The organism is Pseudomonas sp. RSB 5.4, assembly GCF_037126175.1.
Classification (GTDB): domain Bacteria; phylum Pseudomonadota; class Gammaproteobacteria; order Pseudomonadales; family Pseudomonadaceae; genus Aquipseudomonas; species Aquipseudomonas fluorescens_H.
The window spans coordinates 2,592,466-2,616,177 of the sequence record NZ_CP146986.1 but is presented as its reverse complement, the minus strand read 5'-3'; the positions used below and the strand labels follow the sequence as shown (position 1 = coordinate 2,616,177).

At 58.8% G+C, this 23,712-nt stretch carries 20 protein-coding genes, 2 tRNA genes and 2 rRNA genes; 12 read left to right on the top strand and 12 right to left on the bottom strand.

Annotated elements, in window-relative coordinates:
- Positions 1 to 180 precede the first annotated feature (180 nt).
- Together leuC and leuD are read left to right on the top strand one after the other, a co-directional pair.
- On the top strand, positions 181 to 1,599 hold the full coding sequence (gene leuC / locus V9L13_RS11705; protein WP_338802582.1) for a 3-isopropylmalate dehydratase large subunit: 1,419 nt from the start codon (positions 181 to 183) through the stop codon (positions 1,597 to 1,599).
- Positions 1,596 to 2,210, top strand: a complete 615-nt coding sequence (gene leuD / locus V9L13_RS11700; protein WP_338802581.1) for a 3-isopropylmalate dehydratase small subunit — start codon at positions 1,596 to 1,598, stop codon at positions 2,208 to 2,210. The genes leuC and leuD overlap by 4 nt, the downstream gene beginning before the upstream one ends.
- Positions 2,211 to 2,332: 122 nt before the next feature.
- Here the strand turns inward: leuD and V9L13_RS11695 are convergent, their stop codons facing one another.
- The 4 genes from V9L13_RS11695 to soxR all read right to left on the bottom strand — a co-directional run bounded on the left by V9L13_RS11695 (position 2,333) and on the right by soxR (position 5,434).
- On the bottom strand, positions 2,333 to 3,283 hold the full coding sequence (locus V9L13_RS11695) for a LysR substrate-binding domain-containing protein (RefSeq protein WP_338802580.1): 951 nt from the start codon (positions 3,281 to 3,283) through the stop codon (positions 2,333 to 2,335).
- Between the two features lie 24 nt (positions 3,284 to 3,307).
- Positions 3,308 to 4,183: an alpha/beta fold hydrolase gene (locus V9L13_RS11690; protein ID WP_338802579.1), complete on the bottom strand. Its 876-nt coding sequence runs from the start codon at positions 4,181 to 4,183 to the stop codon at positions 3,308 to 3,310.
- 239 nt (positions 4,184 to 4,422) lie between these two features.
- Positions 4,423 to 4,881 (bottom strand): VOC family protein, encoded by a 459-nt coding sequence (locus V9L13_RS11685; RefSeq protein WP_338802578.1) that lies wholly within the window; start codon positions 4,879 to 4,881, stop codon positions 4,423 to 4,425.
- Positions 4,882 to 4,984: 103 nt separating this feature from the next.
- Positions 4,985 to 5,434: a redox-sensitive transcriptional activator SoxR gene (soxR, locus tag V9L13_RS11680; protein WP_338802577.1), complete on the bottom strand. Its 450-nt coding sequence runs from the start codon at positions 5,432 to 5,434 to the stop codon at positions 4,985 to 4,987.
- 95 nt (positions 5,435 to 5,529) lie between these two features.
- Here soxR and V9L13_RS11675 point away from each other — a divergent pair, with 95 nt between their 5' ends.
- On the top strand, positions 5,530 to 5,895 hold the full coding sequence (locus tag V9L13_RS11675; protein ID WP_003226650.1) for an antibiotic biosynthesis monooxygenase: 366 nt from the start codon (positions 5,530 to 5,532) through the stop codon (positions 5,893 to 5,895).
- On the opposite strand, the gene V9L13_RS11670 is transcribed toward V9L13_RS11675, so the two are convergent.
- From V9L13_RS11670 to msuE, 4 genes are all read right to left on the bottom strand, one after another.
- Positions 5,892 to 6,995: a sigma-54 dependent transcriptional regulator gene (locus tag V9L13_RS11670; RefSeq protein ID WP_003226649.1), complete on the bottom strand. Its 1,104-nt coding sequence runs from the start codon at positions 6,993 to 6,995 to the stop codon at positions 5,892 to 5,894. The two genes, V9L13_RS11675 and V9L13_RS11670, sit on opposite strands and share 4 nt — an antisense overlap.
- A 25-nt stretch (positions 6,996 to 7,020) precedes the next feature.
- Positions 7,021 to 8,208, bottom strand: coding sequence for an acyl-CoA dehydrogenase family protein (locus tag V9L13_RS11665; protein ID WP_338802576.1), 1,188 nt, complete (start codon positions 8,206 to 8,208; stop codon positions 7,021 to 7,023).
- Positions 8,209 to 8,339: 131 nt separating this feature from the next.
- Positions 8,340 to 9,485, bottom strand: a complete 1,146-nt coding sequence (ssuD, locus tag V9L13_RS11660; protein ID WP_338802575.1) for an FMNH2-dependent alkanesulfonate monooxygenase — start codon at positions 9,483 to 9,485, stop codon at positions 8,340 to 8,342.
- Between the two features lie 10 nt (positions 9,486 to 9,495).
- Positions 9,496 to 10,059 (bottom strand): FMN reductase, encoded by a 564-nt coding sequence (msuE, locus tag V9L13_RS11655; RefSeq protein ID WP_201136976.1) that lies wholly within the window; start codon positions 10,057 to 10,059, stop codon positions 9,496 to 9,498.
- A gap of 392 nt (positions 10,060 to 10,451) precedes the next feature.
- On the opposite strand from msuE, the gene V9L13_RS11650 reads away from it, so the two are divergent.
- The 4 genes from V9L13_RS11650 to V9L13_RS11635 all read left to right on the top strand — a co-directional run bounded on the left by V9L13_RS11650 (position 10,452) and on the right by V9L13_RS11635 (position 14,661).
- On the top strand, positions 10,452 to 10,709 hold the full coding sequence (locus tag V9L13_RS11650; protein ID WP_103486595.1) for a hypothetical protein: 258 nt from the start codon (positions 10,452 to 10,454) through the stop codon (positions 10,707 to 10,709).
- Between the two features lie 101 nt (positions 10,710 to 10,810).
- The gene (locus tag V9L13_RS11645; protein WP_338802574.1) at positions 10,811 to 11,425 is read left to right on the top strand and encodes a LysE family translocator; all 615 of its coding nucleotides are present in this window, start codon (positions 10,811 to 10,813) and stop codon (positions 11,423 to 11,425) included.
- 205 nt (positions 11,426 to 11,630) lie between these two features.
- A complete protein-coding gene (locus V9L13_RS11640; protein WP_338802571.1) occupies positions 11,631 to 12,797 on the top strand; it encodes an aminotransferase class V-fold PLP-dependent enzyme in 1,167 nt (388 codons plus the stop codon).
- 55 nt (positions 12,798 to 12,852) lie between these two features.
- Complete coding sequence (locus V9L13_RS11635; RefSeq protein ID WP_338802570.1) at positions 12,853 to 14,661, top strand: aminopeptidase P family protein; 1,809 nt, start codon at positions 12,853 to 12,855, stop codon at positions 14,659 to 14,661.
- Positions 14,662 to 14,710: 49 nt separating this feature from the next.
- Here the strand turns inward: V9L13_RS11635 and V9L13_RS11630 are convergent, their stop codons facing one another.
- Both V9L13_RS11630 and V9L13_RS11625 read right to left on the bottom strand, forming a co-directional pair.
- The gene (locus V9L13_RS11630; RefSeq protein ID WP_338802569.1) at positions 14,711 to 15,307 is read right to left on the bottom strand and encodes a 2-hydroxychromene-2-carboxylate isomerase; all 597 of its coding nucleotides are present in this window, start codon (positions 15,305 to 15,307) and stop codon (positions 14,711 to 14,713) included.
- 40 nt (positions 15,308 to 15,347) lie between these two features.
- Positions 15,348 to 16,076 (bottom strand): SDR family oxidoreductase, encoded by a 729-nt coding sequence (locus V9L13_RS11625; protein WP_338802568.1) that lies wholly within the window; start codon positions 16,074 to 16,076, stop codon positions 15,348 to 15,350.
- Between the two features lie 92 nt (positions 16,077 to 16,168).
- Between V9L13_RS11625 and V9L13_RS11620 the strand changes: the two genes are divergently transcribed.
- On the top strand, positions 16,169 to 16,747 hold the full coding sequence (locus tag V9L13_RS11620) for a TetR/AcrR family transcriptional regulator (RefSeq protein ID WP_338802567.1): 579 nt from the start codon (positions 16,169 to 16,171) through the stop codon (positions 16,745 to 16,747).
- A gap of 1 nt (position 16,748) precedes the next feature.
- Here the strand turns inward: V9L13_RS11620 and V9L13_RS11615 are convergent, their stop codons facing one another.
- Complete coding sequence (locus V9L13_RS11615; RefSeq protein WP_007965435.1) at positions 16,749 to 17,030, bottom strand: hypothetical protein; 282 nt, start codon at positions 17,028 to 17,030, stop codon at positions 16,749 to 16,751.
- A 169-nt stretch (positions 17,031 to 17,199) separates the two neighbouring features.
- Positions 17,200 to 18,087: a threonine/homoserine exporter RhtA gene (rhtA, locus tag V9L13_RS11610; RefSeq protein WP_003226634.1), complete on the bottom strand. Its 888-nt coding sequence runs from the start codon at positions 18,085 to 18,087 to the stop codon at positions 17,200 to 17,202.
- Positions 18,088 to 18,756: 669 nt separating this feature from the next.
- On the opposite strand from rhtA, the gene V9L13_RS11605 reads away from it, so the two are divergent.
- The 4 genes from V9L13_RS11605 (at position 18,757) to V9L13_RS11590 (ending at position 23,708) form a co-directional block, all read left to right on the top strand.
- Positions 18,757 to 20,293: ribosomal RNA gene (locus V9L13_RS11605) — 16S ribosomal RNA — on the top strand.
- 124 nt (positions 20,294 to 20,417) lie between these two features.
- Positions 20,418 to 20,494, top strand: a tRNA-Ile gene (locus V9L13_RS11600).
- A gap of 9 nt (positions 20,495 to 20,503) precedes the next feature.
- A tRNA-Ala gene (locus V9L13_RS11595) sits at positions 20,504 to 20,579 on the top strand.
- Positions 20,580 to 20,816: 237 nt separating this feature from the next.
- Positions 20,817 to 23,708, top strand: a 23S ribosomal RNA gene (locus tag V9L13_RS11590).
- Together the 16S and 23S rRNA genes with 2 tRNA genes alongside form the textbook arrangement of a ribosomal RNA operon.
- The last annotated feature ends 4 nt before the right edge of the window (positions 23,709 to 23,712 follow it).

Below are 23,712 nucleotides of genomic sequence, written 5' to 3'. Positions count from 1 at the left end.
CATTCGATAAGGATGCGACTGAGAGGACGCCTTCGCGAGCAAGCCCGCTCCTACAGGGGGTGTTTGGTGATCAGCCGATCAAACACGATTCATGAATGCCGCACTCACTGTCAGGCAATTGATGGCCGGTCGGCGCTCCCTATGATGGAGAGCACCGGATTTCCCTGAGTGAGCGCCTTGATGAGCCCCAGAACCCTCTACGATAAACACATCGATTCGCACACCGTGTGCCGCCTCGACGACCAAGGCCATGTGCTGCTGTATATCGACCGTCAGGTGATCAACGAATACACCAGTCCACAGGCATTCAGCGGTCTGCGCGCTGCCGGGCGCAAGGTCTGGCGGCCGGCCACGGCGCTGGCGGTGGTCGATCATGTCAATCCGACCACCCCCAAACGGGTGGCGGCGATGCCAGATGCGGGCGGTGCGCGGCAGGTGTCGTATCTGGCGGAAAACTGCCGGGACTTCGACATCGAACTGCTGGATATTCTCGACAAGCGCCAAGGTATCGAGCATGTGATCGCCCCGGAGCAGGGTTTCATCCTGCCGGGCATGGTCATCGCCGCCGGCGACAGCCACACCACCACGTACGGTGCGCTGGGGGCGTTCGGATTTGGCATCGGCACCTCGGAGATCGAGCATCTGCTGGCCTCGCAGACGCTGGTCTACAAGCGCCTGAAAAGTATGCGCGTGACGGTGGATGGCGAACTGGCGCCGGGGCTGACCTCCAAGGACGTGATCATGGCGCTGATCGGCAGGATCGGTGCGTCGGGGGCCACGGGTTATGCGATCGAGTTCTCGGGCTCGACCATTGATGCGCTGAGCGTCGAAGCACGCATGACCATTTGCAACATGGCGGTCGAGGCGGGCGCGCGCGGCGCGTTCATGGCGCCTGACGAAAAAGTCTTTGCTTATCTCAACGGCAAACCGCGCGCGCCACGAGGCGAACTCTGGGCGCGCGGCGTGGAAAAATGGCGTGAATTGCGCAGCGATTCCGGCGCCGTGTTCGACCGCGAAGTGTACCTCGACGCCAGTCTGCTGGAGCCGATGGTCACCTGGGGCACCAGCCCCGATCAGGCGGCGGCGATTGGCGCACGGGTGCCGGATCCGCAGACCATCGACGATCCGATCCTGCGACAGGACATGCGCCGCGCCCTTCAATACATGGGCCTGGAGGCGGGGATGGCGCTGCGCGATATCGTCATCAGTCACGCCTTTATCGGCTCCTGCACCAACGCGCGCATCGAAGATTTACGTGACGCCGCCAGCGTCGTGCGCGGGCGGCGGGTGGCCGGGCATGTGCGGGCGATGATCGTGCCCGGCTCCAGTGAGGTCCGCGCCCAGGCCGAAGCCGAAGGGCTGGCGCAGATCTTCATCGACGCCGGGTTTGAATGGCGACAGTCCGGCTGTTCGATGTGCCTGGCGATGAACGATGACGTGCTGGCCCCCGGCGACCGTTGTGCCTCGAGCACCAACCGCAATTTCGAAGGCCGGCAGGGCGCGGGGGCGCGTACGCACCTGATGAGCCCGGCCATGGTCGCCGCCGCGGCGATCAACGGCCACCTGACCGACATCCGCCACTTCGGAGAACGCCCATGAGCCTGCAACCCTTTACTCAGGTCAGCGGCCAGGCTGCGCCAATGCTCGCGGCCAACGTCGACACCGACGTGATCATGCCCAAGCAGTTTCTCAAGGGTATCGACCGTCAGGGTCTGGATCGTGGGCTGTTTTTCGATCTGCGTTTTCTTGCCGACGGTACGCCCAACCCTGAATTCGTGTTGAACCAGCCAGCCTGGCAGGGCGCGAACTTTCTGGTGGTCGGGCCGAATTTCGGCTGCGGTTCCAGTCGCGAACATGCGGTGTGGGGATTGCAGCAAATGGGCATTCGCGCGCTGATCGGCAGCAGTTTTGCCGGGATCTTCTACGACAACTGCCAGCGCAACGGCGTGTTGCTGATCACTTTGGATGAGGCTCAAGTGCAGCGCATTGGCCGACTGGTGAGCCAGCCTGACACGGCGCAGATCAATGTCGATCTAGAGGCCCAGCAGATTCGACTGGCGGACGGTGAAGTCATTGATTTCCAGATTGATGGCTTACGCAAGACTGCGCTGTTGCTGGGGCTGGATGCGATTGGCAGTACCTTGCAGCGGCGTGAGCAGATCGAGGCGTTCGAGCGCGAACACCTGGCCGCCAACCCGTGGCTTACCTGACACACCTTTGACCCTGTGGGAGCTGGCTTGCCAGCGATGAGGCCAGCACATCCAACATTTATATTGGCTGAGCTGACGCCTTCGCTGGCAAGCCAGCTCCCACAGGGTTTTGTGGTGTTTGGCTAGAGAGAAAGATCCTTGAAATGCCCCTGCAAGAACTCCACACACGCCCGCAGCTTGCCGGAGTTGGCCAGCCGCGTCGGGTACACCGCCCAGACATTGGCGCTCTGGCTGTAATCGGTCAGCACCGGCACCAGTCGGCCCTGTTCCAGCAACGGTTTCACATCCCACAATGAACGCAGCAACACGCCGCGGCCGTCGAGCGCCCATTGCAGGACGATTTCGCCGTGGTTGGACGACAACGGCCCACTGACCCGCACGCTTTCCTGCGTGCCGTTGCGATCCAGATTCCAGACGCCGAAGGCGTTGTCGCGCTCCTTGATCACCAGGCAGTCGTGTTGTTGCAGATCGTCCAGGGTCTGCGGGGTGCCTCGGCGCTCAAGGTATTCGGGGGCGGCGCACAGCACACGGCGGTTGCGCACCAGTTGCCGGCCGATGTGCTGGCCGGGCAGGTCGTCGCCGACGCGGATTTCCAGATCGAAACCCTCGTTGACGATGTCCACTGCGCGGTCGAACAGGTCCAGACGAATCTGCAATTGCGGGTGCCGTTCGGCCAGCCGCGAAACCGCAGGCGCCACATGGTTGCGACCGAAGCCGAAACTGCTGCAGATGTGCAAACGCCCGCGCGGGCTGTCGTGGGCGTCGGCGAGGTCGTCGTGCAGTTGCTGGAAATCATCGAGGATGCGCAAGGCCCAGCGCTGCACCCGCTCGCCGTCCTCGGTCAGCGACACCCGGCGACTGGTGCGGTGCAGCAGGCGGGTGCCGAGGGTCGATTCGAGAATCTGGATGCGTTTGCTGACGTAGGCCGGGGACAGTCCCAGTTCATCAGCGGCGGCGGCGAAACCGTTCTTGCGGATCACGGTCAGCAGCACGCGCAAGTCTTCGGGCAGGGGCACGGGGTCTTTGTTCTGGGACATGTGGGAACGAGCACTGGCGGCACAAGCCGCCAGCATAGCATCGGCCAGGAACGGCTCGGTTCAGCGCAGGAAATCCAGCGCCTCGGCGAGCAGCAGTTCCGGCACTTCTTCGGCCAGATAATGCCCGGCGGGCAGCGCCTTGCCGCTGACGCTGGTTGCCACTTGCTGCCATTCCTTGAGCGGGTCGAAACAGCGCCCGACCGTGCCTTCCGCGCCCCAGAGTATTCGCAGCGGCAGGTCAAGATGATTGCCGACAGCGATGTCGGCACGATCATGTTCCAGATCGATGCTGGCGCTGGCGCGGTAGTCCTCGCAGATGCCCCGGGCGCTGCCGGGACGTTGCAGGCAGCGCAGGTATTCGCCGAACGCGTGCTCGGTGAACGGCGCCAGTCCGGCGCTGCGGCTGCCCATCACACTGCGCAGATAGGCTTCGGGATCGGCTTCGATCAGGGTTTCCGGCAGCGGCGCCGGGCGGATCAGGAAGAACCAGTGCCAATAGGCGCGGGCGAACGCTTCGTTGGTCTGCGTGTACATCGCCAGGGTCGGGGCGATGTCCAACAGCATCATCCGTTGCACCGCAGCGCGGTGGTCGAGGGCCAGGCGATGGGCGACCCGGGCGCCACGGTCGTGGGCCAGAATCAAAAACTGTTCGAACCCCAGCGCCTGCATCAATGCGACGTTATCTCTGGCCATTTCGCGTTTTGAATAGTTGCGGTGTTGTTCATCGGCAGCCGGTCGGGCGCTGTCGCCGTATCCACGCAGGTCGGCGGCGACCACGGTGAAATGCTCGGCCAGTTGTTCGGCGATCTTGTGCCAGATCACGTGGGTCTGCGGGTGCCCGTGCAACAGCAACAGCCCCGGGCCGCTGCCGCCGAGGCGGTAGGCGATGTCGACGCCGTTGACGTGGCGCTGGTCTTTGACGAATCCGGCAAACATCGGGCTGATCCTTGTTCAGGTGCGGGTGGGATGCATCCTGAAAGTGTTCGGCATTCGGGGCAAGGGTTGAAGCGTGGTGTGGTGGTTCATGAAGTGTGATGTGTGTCGGCAGTGCCGGCCCCTTCGCGGGCAAGCCCGCTCCCACAGTGTTTTTCTGTGTGACACCCATTGTATAAACACCAGAGATCCCTGTGGGAGCGGGCTTGCCCGCGAAGAGGCCGGCCCGGCCCCTGAAAATCTCAACCCTGACTGAACATCTCCATCGCCCGCTGCTTGATCTGCTCCTCGTTCAGATCCTCCTTGCGCGTGGCGAGAAACCACACGTGTCCATAGGGATCCTTCAGCGTCCCGCTGCGATCACCATAAAACTGATCCTTGACCTCGGACACCGCACTCGCCCCGGCATCCAGCGCTCGCTGAAAGGACTTGTCGACATCGGTGACATACAGATGCAGACCGACCGACACCGCGTTGTCCGGGCCGCTCAACGGTCCTTGATCGCACGGCGTACCAAGCATGATCGCGCTATCGCCAATCCGTAGTTCGGCGTGGCCGATGCGCCCGTCGGGCATGTCCAGGCGCATGACCTGGGTCGCACCAAAGGCTTTTTTGTAAAACTCGATGGCCTCGGCGGCCTTGAGGATGCCGAGGTACGGGGTAATGCTGTGATACCCCTCGGGAATGGGTTTGACGCTCATGACGTTTTCCCTGTTCTTTGTTTTCGGGGTGGAACTCCACCGGATTTGTGGAGGATTCACTATAGAACTGTCTGCGCGGCCAGCATTTTTCCCCGACGAGCCGTCAGTCCGGAAAATGCGCCCCCGGTCCCTGCTCACCGAGCACATCGCCCTGGTTGCGCAACGGGCAGGCCTCCATCGACAGGCAACCGCAACCGATGCAACCGGTCAGCCGGTCGCGCAACAACGTCAGTTGATTGATCCGCTCATCCAGTTCCCGACGCCATTGTTCGGACAGGACTTTCCAGTCCGCCGCGGTCGGGGCACGGTCGTCCGGGAGGATTTTCAGTGCCTCGCCGATTTCCGCCAGCGGAATGCCCAGGCGTTGCGCGACCTTGATCAACGCCACCCGACGCAAGACTTCCCGTGGATAGCGCCGCTGATTGCCGGCATTGCGCTGGCTCTTGATCAGGCCTTTCGATTCATAAAAGTGCAGGGCAGTCACCGCGACACCGCTGCGCGCTGCGACTTCGCCCACGGTGAGTTGCTTGTGCAGGTTTTCCTTGGTGGTCATTTTGCAAAATGACTCTTGACCTTGACTTAACTAGAGGTTTTACCCTGCAGGCCTTCGAGTCGCAAGACTCGTCTTACGATGAGTGGGGACTTCTCATGCAAACTTCAGCGAAAAATCGCAGTTTTACCCAGTTGATCGAATTCGAGATCGAGCCGCGCCAGCAACCGGCATTGGTCTCGGCGCTGTCGCAGCAGAGCGAACATCTGGCGCAGCGCTACGCAGGCTTCGTCAGCGCCAGCGTCCAGGTCAGCGACGACGGTCGGCGGGTGCTGAGCTTGCTGCAATGGCAGAGCCGTGAGGCAGGAGAGGCGGCGTTCTGTCGCTATGAAAGCGGCGAGCAGGATTTCTGGCAGTTGATCCGCGCCCATCAGGCGAAAACCGTGACCTTCAATTCGTTCCAGGTGTTGAGCAGCATCGCCCGCAGTCATGACGATGCGCTGCACTGCAATCTGGTGGGCTAGATCGACAACTGGATCAGGCGTTCACCGTGCAGGTTCTCCGTGAGTCGCCGCTTGTTCACCGCCAGTTCGCCGATCTTGATCAATCGCGTGCGGGTGACGTTGCGGCTCAGACCGAGCAGCGCGGCGGTATGTACCTGGTTGTAATGGCAGAAGCGATAGGCGGCGCGCAGCAGGGCGTCTTCGACTTTTTCGTGGAGGGCGCCGGCCTGTTGTTCGAAGAGTTTTTGAAAGGCCCGCTCGAGCAACGCTTCCGGTGAATCGTCGGCGTTCGACTGCTGATCGTCCGGGCGCTCGATGCGCAGGTTCGACAGGCGCAAATCGTCGCGCTCGATCACGCCGTTGCGGCAGATCAACAGGGTGTGATGGATGACGTTTTCCAGTTCGCGAATATTGCCCGGCCAACTGTAGCTGCGCAGTTTCTGTTCGGCGCCGGGGCTGATGCTGACCCGTCCGTAACCCAGGCGCTGGCTGTAGGCCTCGATGAAATGCCGGGTCAGCGGCAGGATGTCACCGGGCCGCTCGCGCAACGGACTGAGTTCCAGATTGACCACGTTCAATCGGTAGAACAGGTCTTCGCGGAAGTTGCCGGCATTGATCGCTTTCTCTAGTTGCACGTTGGTCGCCGCCAGCACGCGCACATCGATCGGAATGCTTTTGCGCGAGCCGAGGCGCACCACTTCGCGCTCCTGCAACACCCGCAATAACTTGACCTGAATCGCCATCGGCAAATCGCCGATTTCGTCGAGGAACAAGGTGCCGCCATCCGCCTCTTCGAACCACCCGGCCTTGGCGCTGAGGGCGCCAGTGAAGGCGCCTTTTTCATGGCCGAACAGCTCGGCTTCCACCAGCGATTCGGAGAACGCACCGCAGTTGACCGCGACAAACGGCCGATGCCGGCGGTGGCTCAGATTGTGGATATGCCGCGCCACCAGCTCTTTGCCGGTGCCGGTCTCGCCAATGATCAGCACGCTGGCTTCGCTCGGCGCGACCTGTTGCAGATGCGCGAGCAGGGCCTGGGACTTGGGGTCTTCGAAGACCTGCGCGGTGGCGCGGATCGACGTCGCCAGAGCGGGTGAGGGCGGAAGGGTCAGCAGTTGCATGGGACTCGCTCCATTAAAGGCAAGATCAGGAATAGAACGTCGGCACCGGCAGCGCCTGATTCAGCGCCCAGTCGCCCAGCTCATGAAGTTTGTAATCGAGCGGGTCGTGCAGGGTCTGCGTGCGCAGGTTGCGCCAGTGCCGGTCGAGGCGCAGCGAGGCGTGGGTCGAACGCGCGCCAGTGACTTCGAACAAGCGGCTGCAAATCTCCAGCCCCTGACGACTGGCGGCGACCTTGGCGGTGGCAATCGCCGTGGCCAGATGTCCACGTTCCTCTGCGGTCAGGTTCGGGCCTTTGGCCCAGGCCACGTCGAGCAGCGCGGCGGCCCGTTCGACCAGCAGGCGAATGCCTTCCAACGCGACCCAGAACTCGCCGTAATGCGCGAGCACGTACGGGTCTTCACGCACATTTCGGGCTACGGATTTGTGCCAGAGACGGGTTTCGCTCAGGGTGTATTGCCGGGCTTCTTCAAAAGCGCCTTCGGCGATGCCGAGAAACATATGGGTGAAGGTCAATTGTGCAATCAGCGGACGCAGGCAGGCGAACGGTGTGCTCAACGGGCCGGGATCAAGCAGCAGCTCGGATTCTTCGACCCGCACCCGTTCGAACGTGGCGCTGCCGCTGTCAGTCTGGCGCTGGCCGATGTTGTTCCAGTCGTCGTGCAGGGTGATGCCGCTGCGACCGCTGGGGATCGCCGCGATCAGCAATTTGCCGCCGGCACTTTCGTCGACGGCCGAGGCGATCAGCATCTGTGAATCGCTGGCGCCGGAACAGAAGCTTTTCTTCCCGGAAAACTCGCGCCAGCCGCCGAAATCCTTGACCACCGTACGGGTGTCGAGCGGGTTGAGGGCGTTGCCCCAGAACCAGTTCTGTCGCGCGGTCTGTTCGAACCACGGCTGCCATTGTTCGGGCCGCGAGAACAGGCGCACGGTGGCGAGCATCAGGTGATGAAAGCCGAAGACGTGGGCGATGGAACTGTCGACCTTGGCGAACTCGCGCACGATCTGCAGGGTTTCGCTCCATGTCGCGCCGAGCCCGCCGTAACGGGTGGGAATGCTCAGGGCCAGCAGGCCGCTGTCGCGCAGGGCATCGCGTTCGGCCTTCGGCGTGCCGCCGCGCTCGTCACGCTCGACGGCGGTGAGGGCGAATTCGGCAGCCAGTTGGCGGGCAGTCTGCAGCGGGGAGAGCAGGGTGCTTTGTGGTTTGGCGGTCACACGGTGTTCCTCATCAAATCGACGCGACTCTCTGTAGGAGTGAGCCTGCTCGCGATGTGGTCAGCACAGTCGACATCACCGTTGCAGATACACCGCTTTCGCGAGCAGGCTCACTCCTACAATGGGCGTTTTCAGGCTTTGGCTTGGCCGGGCAACACATCGTTGGCAATCATTTCGCCAAACGGCCCGGTGAGGTTGGTCACGCCGCGTCCGGCCAGACTTGCGTACGGCTCGGGCAACAGCGGGAACACCAGTTCGGCAAACCGGTACGCTTCTTCCAGATGCGGATAGCCGGAGAAGATAAAACTCTCGATACCGAGATCGGCGTACTCCTTGATCCGCGCCGCCACTTGCTGCGGATCGCCCACCAGCGCCGTACCGGCACCGCCGCGTACCAGACCAACGCCGGCCCACAAATTGGGGGCGATTTCCAGGTTGTCGCGACGCCCGTCGTGCAACGCCGCCATGCGCCGTTGACCTTCGGAATCGAAGCGCGAGAAGGACTTCTGCGCCGCTTCGATGGTCTCGTCGCTGATGTGTTCGATCAGTTTGTCCGCAGCTTTCCACGCCTCTTCGGCGGTCTCGCGAACGATCACGTGCAGGCGAATACCGAACTTCACCTTGCGCCCGTGGCGTGCTGCACGCTCGCGCACATCGGCGAGTTTTTCGGCGACAGCGGCGGGCGGTTCGCCCCAGGTCAGGTATACGTCCACCTGCTCGGCGGCCAGGTCGTGCGCCGCGTCGGACGAGCCGCCGAAATACAGCGGCGGATACGGTTTCTGCACTGGCGGATAGAGAGCCTTGGCGTTCTGTACTTTCAGGTGCTTGCCATCGAAATCCACCGATTCGCCTTGCAACACGCGGCGCCAGATCTTGAGGAATTCGTCGGTGACTTCGTAGCGTTCGCTGTGGCTGAGGAAGCTGCCGTCGCCACGGTTTTCGTCAGGATCGCCGCCGGTCACCACGTTGATCAGCAGACGACCGTTGGACAGTCGATCGAGCGTCGCCGCCATACGGGCCGACACGGTTGGCGAAATGATTCCCGGACGGATCGCCACCAGATAACGCAGACGTTCGGTCAACGGCACCAGCGCCGAAGCGATCACCCACGAGTCTTCGCAGGAGCGCCCGGTGGGAATCAGCACGCCGTGGTAACCGAGGCTGTCGGCGGCTTGCGCCACTTGTTTCAGATAATTCAGGGTGACCGGGCGCGCGCCTTGGGTGGTGCCCAGGTAATGGCCGTCGCCGTGGGTCGGCAGGAACCAGAAAACATCCATGAGCAGCTCCTTAAGCGATTTTCAGCAACGGTTTGATTTGCGTACCGAACAGTGGCGCGGCGCGTTCGGCAGCCAGGCGAATCCGCGCTTTCAGCGGTTCGCTGGTGATCTGGTAATCGGCGAAGTCGGCCTCGGTGGCGTACACGCCAATGGGCAGGGTCACGGCCTGGAAGAAACTGAACAGCGGCCGCAACTGGTGATCGAGCACCAGCGCATGGCGCTCGCTGCCACCGGTGGCGGCGAGCAGCACCGGGGTGTCGATCAGCGCGTTGAGGTCGATCAGATCGAACAAATGCTTGAGCAGGCCCGGATAGGAACCGCGATACACCGGCGCGGCAACGATCAGCAGATCGGCCTGTTCGATGGCTTGCAGTTCGGCCTCGACCTCGGCACTCAGCTCCTGACGCGACAGCGCGCTGCCCAGTGGGCGGGCGATATCGCCGAGCTCGATCAGATGACTCTCGACCGGCAAGTGTCCGGCCAGTTCGGCCAACAGCGCTTGGGTCAGCACCAGAGTGCGCGATGGACGCCAGGTGCCGCCGGAGAGGGCGACGACTTTCAGGGGACGCGACATGATGAGTTCCTTTTTATCAACAGTTGCTCAGCGAGCAGTGAGTAAGTGCCAAGGCTTGAGCAAGCGCTGTACCAATTCCTGAGGAGCCCGGATTACCTGGGCTTGAGCGTTCTGGCGTGAGTCGGTTGTGCAGATATCAGGCGGGTTTGTTGATCTGCTGTTGCCTGGGCAACAGTTGCTGGAGCAACAGTTGTTCGCCGCGTGCAGGGATTTATAGCGTCTGCTGGTTATTCCGTAAAAGAACGTTAATCGATATTTATAGATCGTTAGGAGATATGAGGGCGTTAAAGCTGAAATCCTGATAGCCACTATTGAGAGCGTTGATTTTTGCCCGCGCGGGCGCGGGCGTAGCCTTTGTCCATCGACTACCACCGCTCGCCAGGACGCTCCCCATGAATCGTTTACTGACTGTTTCGCTGCTGCTTGCTGTCTCCGTACTTGCCGGTTGCGCGACCCACGTTGCCCCCGAACAACGGCCATACACCGCCGAAGAAACCCGCGAACTGGCGATGGAAGCGCTGAACCGCAGCGGCTTGTCCTTCGACGAATATCACGCGAAGAAAGCGGCACTGCTGGGCGAATCGCAATTCGACAAGAAAGCTGAAATGAGCGCCGGACGTGCGATACAGCTGCACGGTCGTCCAAGTTAATCGAAAACTGTACTGCTCGTATTTTCGCGTAACTGTCCGTGGGTTTGCGGGCTGCCGTGCGATAGGGTCAACACCTGAATGACCCCCGACGGATTGCTCCCATGACACTCTCGCTTGATCTGCTGTTGGGCTTTGCCCTGTTTGCCCTTGTCACCTCGATTACACCGGGGCCGAACAACACCATGTTGCTGGCATCGGGCGTGAACTTCGGCTTCAACCGCACCATTCCTCACATGCTCGGCATCACCTGCGGTTTCTTCGTATTGGTGGTCGCAGTGGGCTTTGGCCTCGGCGCGGTGTTCCAGACTTATCCGATTCTCTACAAGTTGCTGCGCTATCTCGGTGCCGCGTATCTGTTGTACCTGGCGTGGAAAATCGCCCATTCGGGCCCGGTAGGCGAGGGCGTCGAAGGTGAGGCCAAGCCGATCAGCTATCTCGGTGCCGCCGCGTTTCAATGGGTCAATCCCAAGGCCTGGATCATGGCCATCGGTGCCATCAGCACGTACACGCCGATGCAGGGTTATTTCACCAACGTGGTGGTCATCGCCGCCGTGTTCGCCATCATCAACCTGCCCAGCGTCGGTGTCTGGGCGGCGTGCGGCACGCTGCTGCGCAATGTGCTCAAGGACCCGCGCTGGTTGCGCGTGTTCAACTGGGGCATGGCGGCGCTGTTGGTGATTTCGCTGTACCCGCTGCTTCTCGAAAGCTTTCACTGACGCATTGCTTCAACCGCCGGCCCGATGCCTGTTAAGCTCGACTTCAGGAGCGTTCCTACGCACTTTTAAATGAAGTTGTTCTTCTTTAACGGCATCCGATCAGGTATTGATGACGGTCTCGAACCCAGGCGCAGCTCACAAGGCTGCGCTGTGCCGTTTGCAGACACGAGCCTCCTGATCCCGGAACACGCTCTGCGAGTCTTTTATGAATAAACGTCCGTTGTATTTCGATTACGCCGCCACCACCCCGGTGGACGAGCGGGTCATCCAGGTGATGATCGATTGTCTGGGTTTTCACGGTAACTTCGGCAACCCGGCTTCCAGCTCCCACGCCTTCGGCCAGCAGGCCCGGCAAACGGTCGAGCAGGCCCGTCGGCAAGTCGCCGAACTGGTCGGTGCCGAGGCTGCGCAGATCGTCTGGACCTCCGGTGCCACCGAGTCCAACAACCTCGCCCTCAAGGGTGTGGCCCAGGCCCGCGGCGTTGCCGGTGGCCACATCATTACCAGCCAGATCGAACACAAAGCCATTCTCGATACCGCCCGGCAATTGCAGGATGCCGGCGTCGCGGTGACCTATCTGGTGCCGGACGCCGAAGGTCTGATCACCCCGCAAGCGGTCAGTGAAGCAATGCGCGACGACACCTTTCTGGTGTCGCTGATGCTGGTCAACAACGAACTCGGCACGCTCAACGATATCCCGGCCATCGGTGAAGTGGTGCGCGGCCGTGGCGCGTTGTTCCATGTCGATGCTGCGCAGGGCGCCGGCAAAGTGGCGATCGATCTGCAGCAGTGGCCGGTGGACCTGATGTCGTTTTCGGCGCACAAACTCTACGGCCCCAAAGGCATCGGCGCGCTGTATGTCGGCCCGCGCGCGCAACAGCGTTTGCAGGCGCAGATTCATGGCGGCGGCCACGAAGGCGGGCTGCGCTCCGGGACCTTGGCGACGCATCAGATTGCCGGCATGGGCGCGGCATTCGCCTTGGCCGCAGCCGAATTCGATGCCGAGAAAAAGTCCATCGTGGCGCTGCGTGAACGGCTGCTCGAACAGTTGCTGAGTCTGCCGGGCGTGCGCCTCAACGGCAGCGCCCTGCAGCGCATCGCGCACACGTTGAGCCTGACCTTCAGCGAGGGTGAATTCAACAGTGCGGCCTTGAGCCAGTCGATCGCCTTTTCCGCGACGTCGGCCTGCAACTCGGCGAGCAACACGCCTTCTCACGTGTTGCTGGCACTGGGGCACGACGCCCGGCTGGCCGGGCGCACCATTCGCCTGAGCCTCGGCCGCTTCACCACCGCCGACGATATCGATCAAGCGGCAGCACTGATCAAAAGCGCCTGCGCCAGTGCCCCGGCATTCTGGGCGACAGGGCTTTAACCAGCCGTTTATACGGCTACGAACAATAACGATGAAGTGATTGGCAGGAGACATGATGAGTACCCAGACTTTGACCGAAGGAACGGTTCCCCAGCGCCTGGCGCACACCCGTGAACTGATGCGCCGCGAAGGCATTCATGCGTTGCTGGTGCCATCCGCCGACCCGCATCTGTCGGAGTACCTGCCGGGCTACTGGCAGGGGCGGCAATGGCTGTCGGGCTTTCATGGTTCGGTCGGCACTTTGATCGTGACTGCTGATTTCGCCGGGGTCTGGGCCGACAGTCGCTATTGGGAACAGGCGACCAAGGAACTCAAGGGCAGCGGCATTGAACTGGTCAAGCTGCAACCGGGTCAGCCGAGCCCGCTGGACTGGCTGGCGGAGCAGACCCCGGAAGGTGGCGTAGTCGCGGTCGACGGTGCGGTGATGGCCGTCGCTTCGGCGCGCACCCTGAGCAGCAAGCTCGAAGCCCGCGGCGCGCGTCTGCGTACCGACATCGACCTGTTGAATGAAGTCTGGGCTGACCGCCCGAGCCTGCCGAACGCGCCGATCTATCAACATCTGCCACCGCAAGCGACGGTCAGCCGTGACGAGAAACTCGCCAAACTGCGCGAGACCCTGCAGGAACGTGGCGCCGATTGGCACTTTATCGCCACCCTCGATGACATCGCCTGGCTGTTCAACCTGCGCGGCGGCGACGTGTCGTTCAACCCGGTGTTTGTTTCTTTTGCGTTGATCAATCAGCAGCAAGCAACGCTGTTTGTGGCTTTGAGCAAAGTCGATGCCGAGCTGCGTGCGGTGCTGGAGCAGGATGGCGTGACTCTGCGCGATTACCGCGAAGTCGCTGACGCCTTGCGCGCTGTACCAGGCGGCGCGAGCCTGCTGGTGGATCCGGCGCGGGTGACCAGCGGTTTGCTGGATAACCTGGACAGTGCGGTGAAACTGGTCGAAGGCTTGAACCCGACCACCCTTGCCAAATCGCAAAAAAGCGAGGCCGATGCGAAGCACATCCGTAAGGCCATGGAGCAGGACGGCGCGGCGCTGTGCGAATTCTTCGCCTGGCTGGAATCGGCCTGGGGCCGCGAGCGCATCACCGAATTGACCATCGACGAAAAACTCACCGCTGCCCGAGAGCGCCGTCCGGATTACGTGTCGCTGAGCTTCAACACTATTGCCGCGTTCAATGCCAATGGTGCAATGCCGCACTATCACGCTACCGAAGAAGAACATGCGGTGATCGAGGGCGACGGCTTGTTGCTGATCGACTCGGGAGGCCAATACCTCGGTGGTACTACCGACATCACTCGAATGGTGCCGGTGGGTACGCCGACGGCTGAGCAGAAGCGTGACTGCACTCGCGTGCTCAAGGGCGTGATCGCTCTGTCTCGAGCGCAATTCCCGAAAGGCATTCTCTCGCCGTTGCTCGATGCCATCGCGCGTGCGCCGATCTGGGCGGAAAGCGTGGATTACGGTCACGGCACCGGTCATGGGGTCGGCTATTTCCTCAACGTGCACGAAGGCCCGCAGGTCATTGCCTATCAGGCTGCAGCTGCTCCGCACACGGCGATGCAACCGGGAATGATCACCTCGATCGAACCGGGCACTTACCGTCCAGGCCGCTGGGGCGTGCGCATCGAGAACCTCGCGATGAACCGCGAGGCGGGGAGCAGCGAGTTCGGTGAGTTCCTCAAGTTTGAAACCTTGACCCTGTGCCCGATCGACACGCGCTGCCTGGAGCCGTCCTTGCTGACGCAGGAAGAGAAGCAGTGGTTCAACGCCTACCACGCTGAAGTGCGTGAGCGTCTGAGTCCGTTGCTTGAGGGGGCCGCGCTGGAGTGGCTGAACACGCGCACAGCGGCGATTTGAATGGCTGAAACCCGGGCGCTGTTGGCAGCGTCCGGGTTCTGAGGTTTTTCTAAGCCTGACGCAGGGCCTCTTCGACGAAGTCGAGGCGGTCCTGTCCAAAGAACATCTGATTGCCGATAAACATGCTCGGCGCGCCAAACACCCCGCGTTTAACCGCCGTCTCGGTGTTGTCCTTGAGGGCTGCCTTGACTGTCTCGTCGTTGGTCAGGGTCAGGACTTCATGGGGATCGAAGCCGTGCTCGCTCAATACCGCAGCGACAGTTGCCGGCTTATCGAGAGGGCGTCCCTCCACCCACAATGCTTTGAACAGACAATCGATAAATGCGTGAAAGCGTTCCGGCTGGCGCAGTTGGATACCGGTGACCGCGCGCATCAGCATCAACGTATTGATCGGGAAGTGCGGATTGAATTTCAGCGGGACGCCATAACGTTTGGCGTAGCGATCCAGATCCTGAAACATGTAGCGGCCCTTCGCCGGAATCATCGCTGGCGATGCGTTGCCTGTCGCCTTGAACACGCCGCCCAGCAGCATCGGAATGTAGATCAGTTCGCTATGGGTTTCGCTGCAGATCTTCGGCAACTGGGTGTAGGCCAGGTAGGTGGCAGGGCTGCCAAGATCGAAATAGAACTCCACGGTTTTCGTCATCTTCACTGCTCTCTGATTATTGTTATGTAGGCGGCGGGGTTTACCAGCGTTCGTTCCACGGGCGCAAATCCAGCTCGAAGGTCCAGGCATCCCGTGGCTGACTGTGCAGATACCAATAGTTTTCGGCGATATGTTCGGGGTTGAGAATGCCGTCCTGATCCTTGGTCGCGTACTTCTCGGGGAAACTGTTGCGGATGAAGTCGGTATCGATGGCGCCATCGACCACCACATGGGCGACATGGATGTTCATCGGGCCCAACTCGCGCGCCATGCTTTGCGCCAGTGCACGGATACCGTGTTTGGCGCCGGCAAATGCGGCAAATCCGGAAGCACCACGCAGCCCGGCGGTGGCGCCTGTGAACAGGATGGTGCCGCGTTTGCGGGTGACCATGCGCTTGGCCACTTCGCGGGCATTGAGAAAACCCGAGAAACAGGCCATTTCCCAAATCTTGAAATACTTGCGTGCGGTTTCTTCAAGAATGCTGCAAGGCACGTTGGCGCCGATGTTGAAGACAAACGCTTCGATCGGGCCTAGGCGGGTTTCGATGTCTTCAATCAGGGCAATGACGTCTTCTTCCTTGCGCGCATCGCAGGCAAAGCCGCGTGCTTCGCCACCCTCGGCCTGAATCGCGTCGACCAGCGGCTGCAATTTGTCGGCGCTGCGGCGGGTGACGCAAGCGATAAAACCTTCTCTGGCAAAGCGCTTGGCAATCGCTCCGCCCGTGGCATCACCGGCACCAACCACTAATACGACCTTCTTGTTATTCATGGGTGAATCCCTTTAGTAAACGATCGTTAAGTGAACGAACGTTATGCTAGGATCCGGACAACGTCAAGGCGGTCGATCAAGAGGGCAAGTACATGCGGTATTCCGCCGGTCACAAGCTGGAAACCCGAAAAAAACTGCTGAACAGCAGCGCGCTGTCAGCCAAGCGTTCGGGCTTTTCGACTGTCGGGGTCGATGGTTTGATGAAGGCTATCGGCCTCAGTGGTGCAGCGTTTTATAGCCACTTCTCGTCGAAAAACGAGCTGTTCACGGCGATCGTCGAGCGCGAACTGTGTCAGAGCCTGGAGCGACTGGGGGGGCAGGGGGCGCAGGATCGTGAGCGGCTGGAACGCTGTCTCAAGCAGTACCTGAGCATGGCTCATGTAGAGCAGCCAGAATCGGGCTGCGCCTTGCCGACGCTGGGCGCGGAAATTGCCCGTTCAGATGATCAGGTTCGTGAGCAGGCAGAGTTGTGGATTTGTCGGCTGCAAGCCAGTTGGGCACAGATTCTGGAGAGCGACAGCCTGGCATGGGCGATTCTGTCGCAATGTGTCGGGGCACTGGTGGTGGCGAGGATGCTGGTGACACCGGACATTCAACGGACGGTATTGAAGTCCAGCCATGAGGAGATCGGGCGTCAGCTGGCTGCTCGACAAGGCGAGCAGCCAGAATGATTCATTTGCAGATGACGATCATGCTGCGGCTGGTATAGCCCGCCGGATTGAGACCGAATGGGTAGTCGCCTGGCTCTTCCACGGCGTCCCCTGATTTGGCGATGACTTTGTAGCCCTTTGGGGCGCAAGCATTGGCGGCGCTGGTGTAGCACTTGTCCCAAGAGGACGACAGCCCGGAACAGTTGATGTGCAGCCCTTTTTTACCGTGCTTCACTTGGGTCTTGGAGGTCGCTGCGCACCCCGCTACTGCCAATACAGCGATCAGTATCAAAATTCGTTTCATTACCGTCCTTATGGTAGCCGCGAGTCTGGCGCTCGGGTCTGCCTGTATTCGCCTGCGCTTTAAGCGGTTCGATATCCCTATCCGAAAAAATCCATGCATGGCACTGAGTTAAGGGGCCTAAACATGGCCTAAATGAACGCCAATTGCCAGACCTTCGTCAAATCCTGTTTCAATCTGCCGCAATGGCGGGCTTGGCGGAACTGCCCATGGTCATGGTTGCTCCGACCGAGGCGAGAATAATGCAGAGGATCGCCATCCATTGTGACAGCGTGAGGTATTCCTGCAGAAACAGCAGCCCCGACAGCGCACCAAAGGCCGGTTCAATGCTCATCAAGGTGCCGAAGGTGCGGGCTGGAATGCGGGTGAGGGCGACCATTTCCAGCGTATAGGGCAAGGCGGTTGAGAGGATGGCGACGCCGATGGCGACCGGGATCAGCGACGGGGTGAGTAGCGCTGCACCGGCATGAACGATGCCGATCGGGGCGACGAATAATGCGGCGATCATCACGCCGAGGGCCGCAGTCGTGACGCCGTTGTCGGCACCGGCCTTCTGGCCGAACAGAATGTACAGCGCCCAGCACACGCCGGCGCCCAAGGCGTAACCGGCACCAACCAGATCAATTCCCGCTGATGTCGCTCCGGTCGGAATCAACAGCAGCAGGCCGACCGCTGCCAGGGCAATCCAGAGAAAGTCGATTGCGCGGCGCGAGGCATAAATGGCGACGGCCAGCGGGCCAGTGAATTCGAGTGCGACTGCGATCCCCAGTGGCACGGTGCGCAGTGACATATAGAAGAGGAAGTTCATCCCGCCCAGCGCCATTCCGTAAACGATCACCGTGCGCAAGGATTGAGCGGTCAGCCTGGCGCGCCATGGGCGCAGCAGCAACAGCATGATAACGCTGGCGAAAACCAGGCGCAGGGTGGTCGTCCCTTGGGCGCCAACCACCGGGAACATGCTCTTGGCCAGAGAAGCGCCGGACTGGATGGAGGCCATGGCGATTAATAACAGGCCAACCGGGAACAGCATTGAGGCCAGAGAGCGAGGTTGGTCAGTCATTGCGAGGCATCATCCGAAGGTGGGAGCAGGGTGTTGCTTTGGGTTTGGGCAATATACTGCTCATTCGCTGACACTGCGTCTATATATAAGCAGCCTTTTTCAGGGACTCGACAGAAAACTGAAATTAACGGTTGACGGCAGATTCTGGAGGTCTATAATTCGCCCCACTTCCGGCGCAGTCGAAACGGAAAACTCCTTGAGATTCAATGAGTTACGCAGTTTTCGACAGCGACTTGCTTCAGTTCATCGAAGCCTGGAAGGAGTTGAAAGAGCGGTGATGTTTGGCTCTTTTGACGGTTCGATCTTCTCGGTCGAAAGCGGAGAAAAAGAGGTGTTGACAGCAGCGTGTAACGCTGTAGAATTCGCCTCCCGCTAACGAGAGATCGGAAGCGCAAGTGGTTGAAGTTGTTGAAGAAATCTTCGAAAACTTCTGAAAATAATCACTTGACAGCAAATGAGGCTGCTGTAGAATGCGCGCCTCGGTTGAGACGAAAGATCTTAACCAACCGCTCTTTAACAACTGAATCAAGCAATTCGTGTGGGTGCTTGTGGAGTCAGACTGATAGTCAACAAGATTATCAGCATCACAAGTTACTCCGCGAGAAATCAAAGATGTAACCAACGATTGCTGAGCCAAGTTTAGGGTTTCTTAAAAACCCAAAGATGTTTGAACTGAAGAGTTTGATCATGGCTCAGATTGAACGCTGGCGGCAGGCCTAACACATGCAAGTCGAGCGGATGAAAGGAGCTTGCTCCTGGATTCAGCGGCGGACGGGTGAGTAATGCCTAGGAATCTGCCTGGTAGTGGGGGACAACGTTTCGAAAGGAACGCTAATACCGCATACGTCCTACGGGAGAAAGCAGGGGACCTTCGGGCCTTGCGCTATCAGATGAGCCTAGGTCGGATTAGCTAGTTGGTGAGGTAATGGCTCACCAAGGCGACGATCCGTAACTGGTCTGAGAGGATGATCAGTCACACTGGAACTGAGACACGGTCCAGACTCCTACGGGAGGCAGCAGTGGGGAATATTGGACAATGGGCGAAAGCCTGATCCAGCCATGCCGCGTGTGTGAAGAAGGTCTTCGGATTGTAAAGCACTTTAAGTTGGGAGGAAGGGCAGTAAATTAATACTTTGCTGTTTTGACGTTACCGACAGAATAAGCACCGGCTAACTCTGTGCCAGCAGCCGCGGTAATACAGAGGGTGCAAGCGTTAATCGGAATTACTGGGCGTAAAGCGCGCGTAGGTGGTTTGTTAAGTTGGATGTGAAATCCCCGGGCTCAACCTGGGAACTGCATCCAAAACTGGCAAGCTAGAGTATGGTAGAGGGTGGTGGAATTTCCTGTGTAGCGGTGAAATGCGTAGATATAGGAAGGAACACCAGTGGCGAAGGCGACCACCTGGACTGATACTGACACTGAGGTGCGAAAGCGTGGGGAGCAAACAGGATTAGATACCCTGGTAGTCCACGCCGTAAACGATGTCAACTAGCCGTTGGGAGCCTTGAGCTCTTAGTGGCGCAGCTAACGCATTAAGTTGACCGCCTGGGGAGTACGGCCGCAAGGTTAAAACTCAAATGAATTGACGGGGGCCCGCACAAGCGGTGGAGCATGTGGTTTAATTCGAAGCAACGCGAAGAACCTTACCAGGCCTTGACATCCAATGAACTTTCCAGAGATGGATTGGTGCCTTCGGGAACATTGAGACAGGTGCTGCATGGCTGTCGTCAGCTCGTGTCGTGAGATGTTGGGTTAAGTCCCGTAACGAGCGCAACCCTTGTCCTTAGTTACCAGCACGTAATGGTGGGCACTCTAAGGAGACTGCCGGTGACAAACCGGAGGAAGGTGGGGATGACGTCAAGTCATCATGGCCCTTACGGCCTGGGCTACACACGTGCTACAATGGTCGGTACAGAGGGTTGCCAAGCCGCGAGGTGGAGCTAATCCCACAAAACCGATCGTAGTCCGGATCGCAGTCTGCAACTCGACTGCGTGAAGTCGGAATCGCTAGTAATCGCGAATCAGAATGTCGCGGTGAATACGTTCCCGGGCCTTGTACACACCGCCCGTCACACCATGGGAGTGGGTTGCACCAGAAGTAGCTAGTCTAACCTTCGGGAGGACGGTTACCACGGTGTGATTCATGACTGGGGTGAAGTCGTAACAAGGTAGCCGTAGGGGAACCTGCGGCTGGATCACCTCCTTAATCGACGACATCAGCTGCTCCATAAGTTCCCACACGAATTGCTTGATTCATTGAAGAAGACGATAGAAGCAGCTTTAAGCTCCAAGCTGATAGCTCTTAGCTAATCAGTTACGCGCTCGAAATTGGGTCTGTAGCTCAGTTGGTTAGAGCGCACCCCTGATAAGGGTGAGGTCGGCAGTTCGAATCTGCCCAGACCCACCAATTTTGTATGGGGCCATAGCTCAGCTGGGAGAGCGCCTGCCTTGCACGCAGGAGGTCAGCGGTTCGATCCCGCTTGGCTCCACCATTAACTGCTTCTGCTTGTTAGAGTTTAGAAATGAATATTCCGGTGTGAATATTGATTTCTAGTCTTTGATTAGATCGTTCTTTAAAAATTTGGGTATGTGATAGAAAGATAGACTGAACGTTACTTTCACTGGTAACGGATCAGGCTAAGGTAAAATTTGTGAGTGACTCTTAAGAGTTTTGCGAATTTTCGGCGAATGTCGTCTTCACAGTATAACCAGATTGCTTGGGGTTATATGGTCAAGTGAAGAAGCGCATACGGTGGATGCCTTGGCAGTCAGAGGCGATGAAAGACGTGGTAGCCTGCGAAAAGCTTCGGGGAGTCGGCAAACAGACTTTGATCCGGAGATGTCTGAATGGGGGAACCCAGCCATCATAAGATGGTTATCTTGTACTGAATACATAGGTGCAAGAGGCGAACCAGGGGAACTGAAACATCTAAGTACCCTGAGGAAAAGAAATCAACCGAGATTCCCTTAGTAGTGGCGAGCGAACGGGGACTAGCCCTTAAGTGGCTTTGAGATTAGCGGAACGCTCTGGAAAGTGCGGCCATAGTGGGTGATAGCCCTGTACGCGAAAATCTCTTGGTCATGAAATCGAGTAGGACGGAGCACGAGAAACTTTGTCTGAATATGGGGGGACCATCCTCCAAGGCTAAATACTACTGACTGACCGATAGTGAACTAGTACCGTGAGGGAAAGGCGAAAAGAACCCCGGAGAGGGGAGTGAAATAGATCCTGAAACCGTATGCGTACAAGCAGTGGGAGCCCACTTTGTTGGGTGACTGCGTACCTTTTGTATAATGGGTCAGCGACTTATTTTCAGTGGCGAGCTTAACCGAATAGGGGAGGCGTAGCGAAAGCGAGTCTTAATAGGGCGTCTAGTCGCTGGGAATAGACCCGAAACCGGGCGATCTATCCATGGGCAGGTTGAAGGTTAGGTAACACTGACTGGAGGACCGAACCGACTACCGTTGAAAAGTTAGCGGATGACCTGTGGATCGGAGTGAAAGGCTAATCAAGCTCGGAGATAGCTGGTTCTCCTCGAAAGCTATTTAGGTAGCGCCTCATGTATCACTGTAGGGGGTAGAGCACTGTTTCGGCTAGGGGGTCATCCCGACTTACCAAACCGATGCAAACTCCGAATACCTACAAGTGCCGAGCATGGGAGACACACGGCGGGTGCTAACGTCCGTCGTGAAAAGGGAAACAACCCAGACCGTCAGCTAAGGTCCCAAAGTTATGGTTAAGTGGGAAACGATGTGGGAAGGCTTAGACAGCTAGGAGGTTGGCTTAGAAGCAGCCACCCTTTAAAGAAAGCGTAATAGCTCACTAGTCGAGTCGGCCTGCGCGGAAGATGTAACGGGGCTCAAACCATACACCGAAGCTACGGGTATCACGCAAGTGATGCGGTAGAGGAGCGTTCTGTAAGCCTGTGAAGGTGAGTTGAGAAGCTTGCTGGAGGTATCAGAAGTGCGAATGCTGACATGAGTAACGACAATGGGTGTGAAAAACACCCACGCCGAAAGACCAAGGTTTCCTGCGCAACGTTAATCGACGCAGGGTTAGTCGGTCCCTAAGGCGAGGCTGAAAAGCGTAGTCGATGGAAAACAGGTTAATATTCCTGTACTTCTGGTTATTGCGATGGAGGGACGGAGAAGGCTAGGCCAGCTTGGCGTTGGTTGTCCAAGTTTAAGGTGGTAGGCTGAGATCTTAGGTAAATCCGGGATCTTAAGGCCGAGAGCTGATGACGAGTTACCCTTTGGGTGACGAAGTGGTTGATGCCATGCTTCCAAGAAAAGCTTCTAAGCTTCAGGTAACCAGGAACCGTACCCCAAACCGACACAGGTGGTTGGGTAGAGAATACCAAGGCGCTTGAGAGAACTCGGGTGAAGGAACTAGGCAAAATGGCACCGTAACTTCGGGAGAAGGTGCGCCGGTGAGGGTGAAGGACTTGCTCCGTAAGCTCATGCCGGTCGAAGATACCAGGCCGCTGCGACTGTTTATTAAAAACACAGCACTCTGCAAACACGAAAGTGGACGTATAGGGTGTGACGCCTGCCCGGTGCCGGAAGGTTAATTGATGGGGTTAGCTAACGCGAAGCTCTTGATCGAAGCCCCGGTAAACGGCGGCCGTAACTATAACGGTCCTAAGGTAGCGAAATTCCTTGTCGGGTAAGTTCCGACCTGCACGAATGGCGTAACGATGGCGGCGCTGTCTCCACCCGAGACTCAGTGAAATTGAAATCGCTGTGAAGATGCAGTGTATCCGCGGCTAGACGGAAAGACCCCGTGAACCTTTACTATAGCTTTGCACTGGACTTTGAATTTGCTTGTGTAGGATAGGTGGGAGGCTTTGAAGCGTGGACGCCAGTTCGCGTGGAGCCATCCTTGAAATACCACCCTGGCAACTTTGAGGTTCTAACTCAGGTCCGTTATCCGGATCGAGGACAGTGTATGGTGGGTAGTTTGACTGGGGCGGTCTCCTCCTAAAGAGTAACGGAGGAGTACGAAGGTGCGCTCAGACCGGTCGGAAATCGGTCGTAGAGTATAAAGGCAAAAGCGCGCTTGACTGCGAGACAGACACGTCGAGCAGGTACGAAAGTAGGTCTTAGTGATCCGGTGGTTCTGTATGGAAGGGCCATCGCTCAACGGATAAAAGGTACTCCGGGGATAACAGGCTGATACCGCCCAAGAGTTCATATCGACGGCGGTGTTTGGCACCTCGATGTCGGCTCATCACATCCTGGGGCTGAAGCCGGTCCCAAGGGTATGGCTGTTCGCCATTTAAAGTGGTACGCGAGCTGGGTTTAGAACGTCGTGAGACAGTTCGGTCCCTATCTGCCGTGGACGTTTGAGATTTGAGAGGGGCTGCTCCTAGTACGAGAGGACCGGAGTGGACGAACCTCTGGTGTTCCGGTTGTCACGCCAGTGGCATTGCCGGGTAGCTATGTTCGGGAAAGATAACCGCTGAAAGCATCTAAGCGGGAAACTTGCCTCAAGATGAGATCTCACTGGAACCTTGAGTTCCCTGAAGGGCCGTCGAAGACTACGACGTTGATAGGTTGGGTGTGTAAGCGCTGTGAGGCGTTGAGCTAACCAATACTAATTGCCCGTGAGGCTTGACCATATAA

Bases quoted from the DNA above. Each gene is read 5' to 3' on its own strand.
- leuC (WP_338802582.1), top strand. From the start codon at position 181: ATGAGCCCCAGAACCCTCTACGATAAACACATCGATTCGCACACCGTG.
- leuD (WP_338802581.1), top strand. From the start codon at position 1,596: ATGAGCCTGCAACCCTTTACTCAGGTCAGCGGCCAGGCTGCGCCAATG.
- V9L13_RS11695 (WP_338802580.1), bottom strand. From the start codon at position 3,283: ATGCTGGCGGCTTGTGCCGCCAGTGCTCGTTCCCACATGTCCCAGAAC.
- V9L13_RS11690 (WP_338802579.1), bottom strand. From the start codon at position 4,183: ATGTTTGCCGGATTCGTCAAAGACCAGCGCCACGTCAACGGCGTCGAC.
- V9L13_RS11685 (WP_338802578.1), bottom strand. From the start codon at position 4,881: ATGAGCGTCAAACCCATTCCCGAGGGGTATCACAGCATTACCCCGTAC.
- soxR (WP_338802577.1), bottom strand. From the start codon at position 5,434: ATGACCACCAAGGAAAACCTGCACAAGCAACTCACCGTGGGCGAAGTC.
- V9L13_RS11675 (WP_003226650.1), top strand. From the start codon at position 5,530: ATGCAAACTTCAGCGAAAAATCGCAGTTTTACCCAGTTGATCGAATTC.
- V9L13_RS11670 (WP_003226649.1), bottom strand. From the start codon at position 6,995: ATGCAACTGCTGACCCTTCCGCCCTCACCCGCTCTGGCGACGTCGATC.
- ssuD (WP_338802575.1), bottom strand. From the start codon at position 9,485: ATGGATGTTTTCTGGTTCCTGCCGACCCACGGCGACGGCCATTACCTG.
- msuE (WP_201136976.1), bottom strand. From the start codon at position 10,059: ATGTCGCGTCCCCTGAAAGTCGTCGCCCTCTCCGGCGGCACCTGGCGT.
- V9L13_RS11650 (WP_103486595.1), top strand. From the start codon at position 10,452: ATGAATCGTTTACTGACTGTTTCGCTGCTGCTTGCTGTCTCCGTACTT.
- V9L13_RS11645 (WP_338802574.1), top strand. From the start codon at position 10,811: ATGACACTCTCGCTTGATCTGCTGTTGGGCTTTGCCCTGTTTGCCCTT.
- V9L13_RS11640 (WP_338802571.1), top strand. From the start codon at position 11,631: ATGAATAAACGTCCGTTGTATTTCGATTACGCCGCCACCACCCCGGTG.
- V9L13_RS11635 (WP_338802570.1), top strand. From the start codon at position 12,853: ATGAGTACCCAGACTTTGACCGAAGGAACGGTTCCCCAGCGCCTGGCG.
- V9L13_RS11630 (WP_338802569.1), bottom strand. From the start codon at position 15,307: ATGACGAAAACCGTGGAGTTCTATTTCGATCTTGGCAGCCCTGCCACC.
- V9L13_RS11625 (WP_338802568.1), bottom strand. From the start codon at position 16,076: ATGAATAACAAGAAGGTCGTATTAGTGGTTGGTGCCGGTGATGCCACG.
- V9L13_RS11620 (WP_338802567.1), top strand. From the start codon at position 16,169: ATGCGGTATTCCGCCGGTCACAAGCTGGAAACCCGAAAAAAACTGCTG.
- V9L13_RS11615 (WP_007965435.1), bottom strand. From the start codon at position 17,030: ATGAAACGAATTTTGATACTGATCGCTGTATTGGCAGTAGCGGGGTGC.
- rhtA (WP_003226634.1), bottom strand. From the start codon at position 18,087: ATGACTGACCAACCTCGCTCTCTGGCCTCAATGCTGTTCCCGGTTGGC.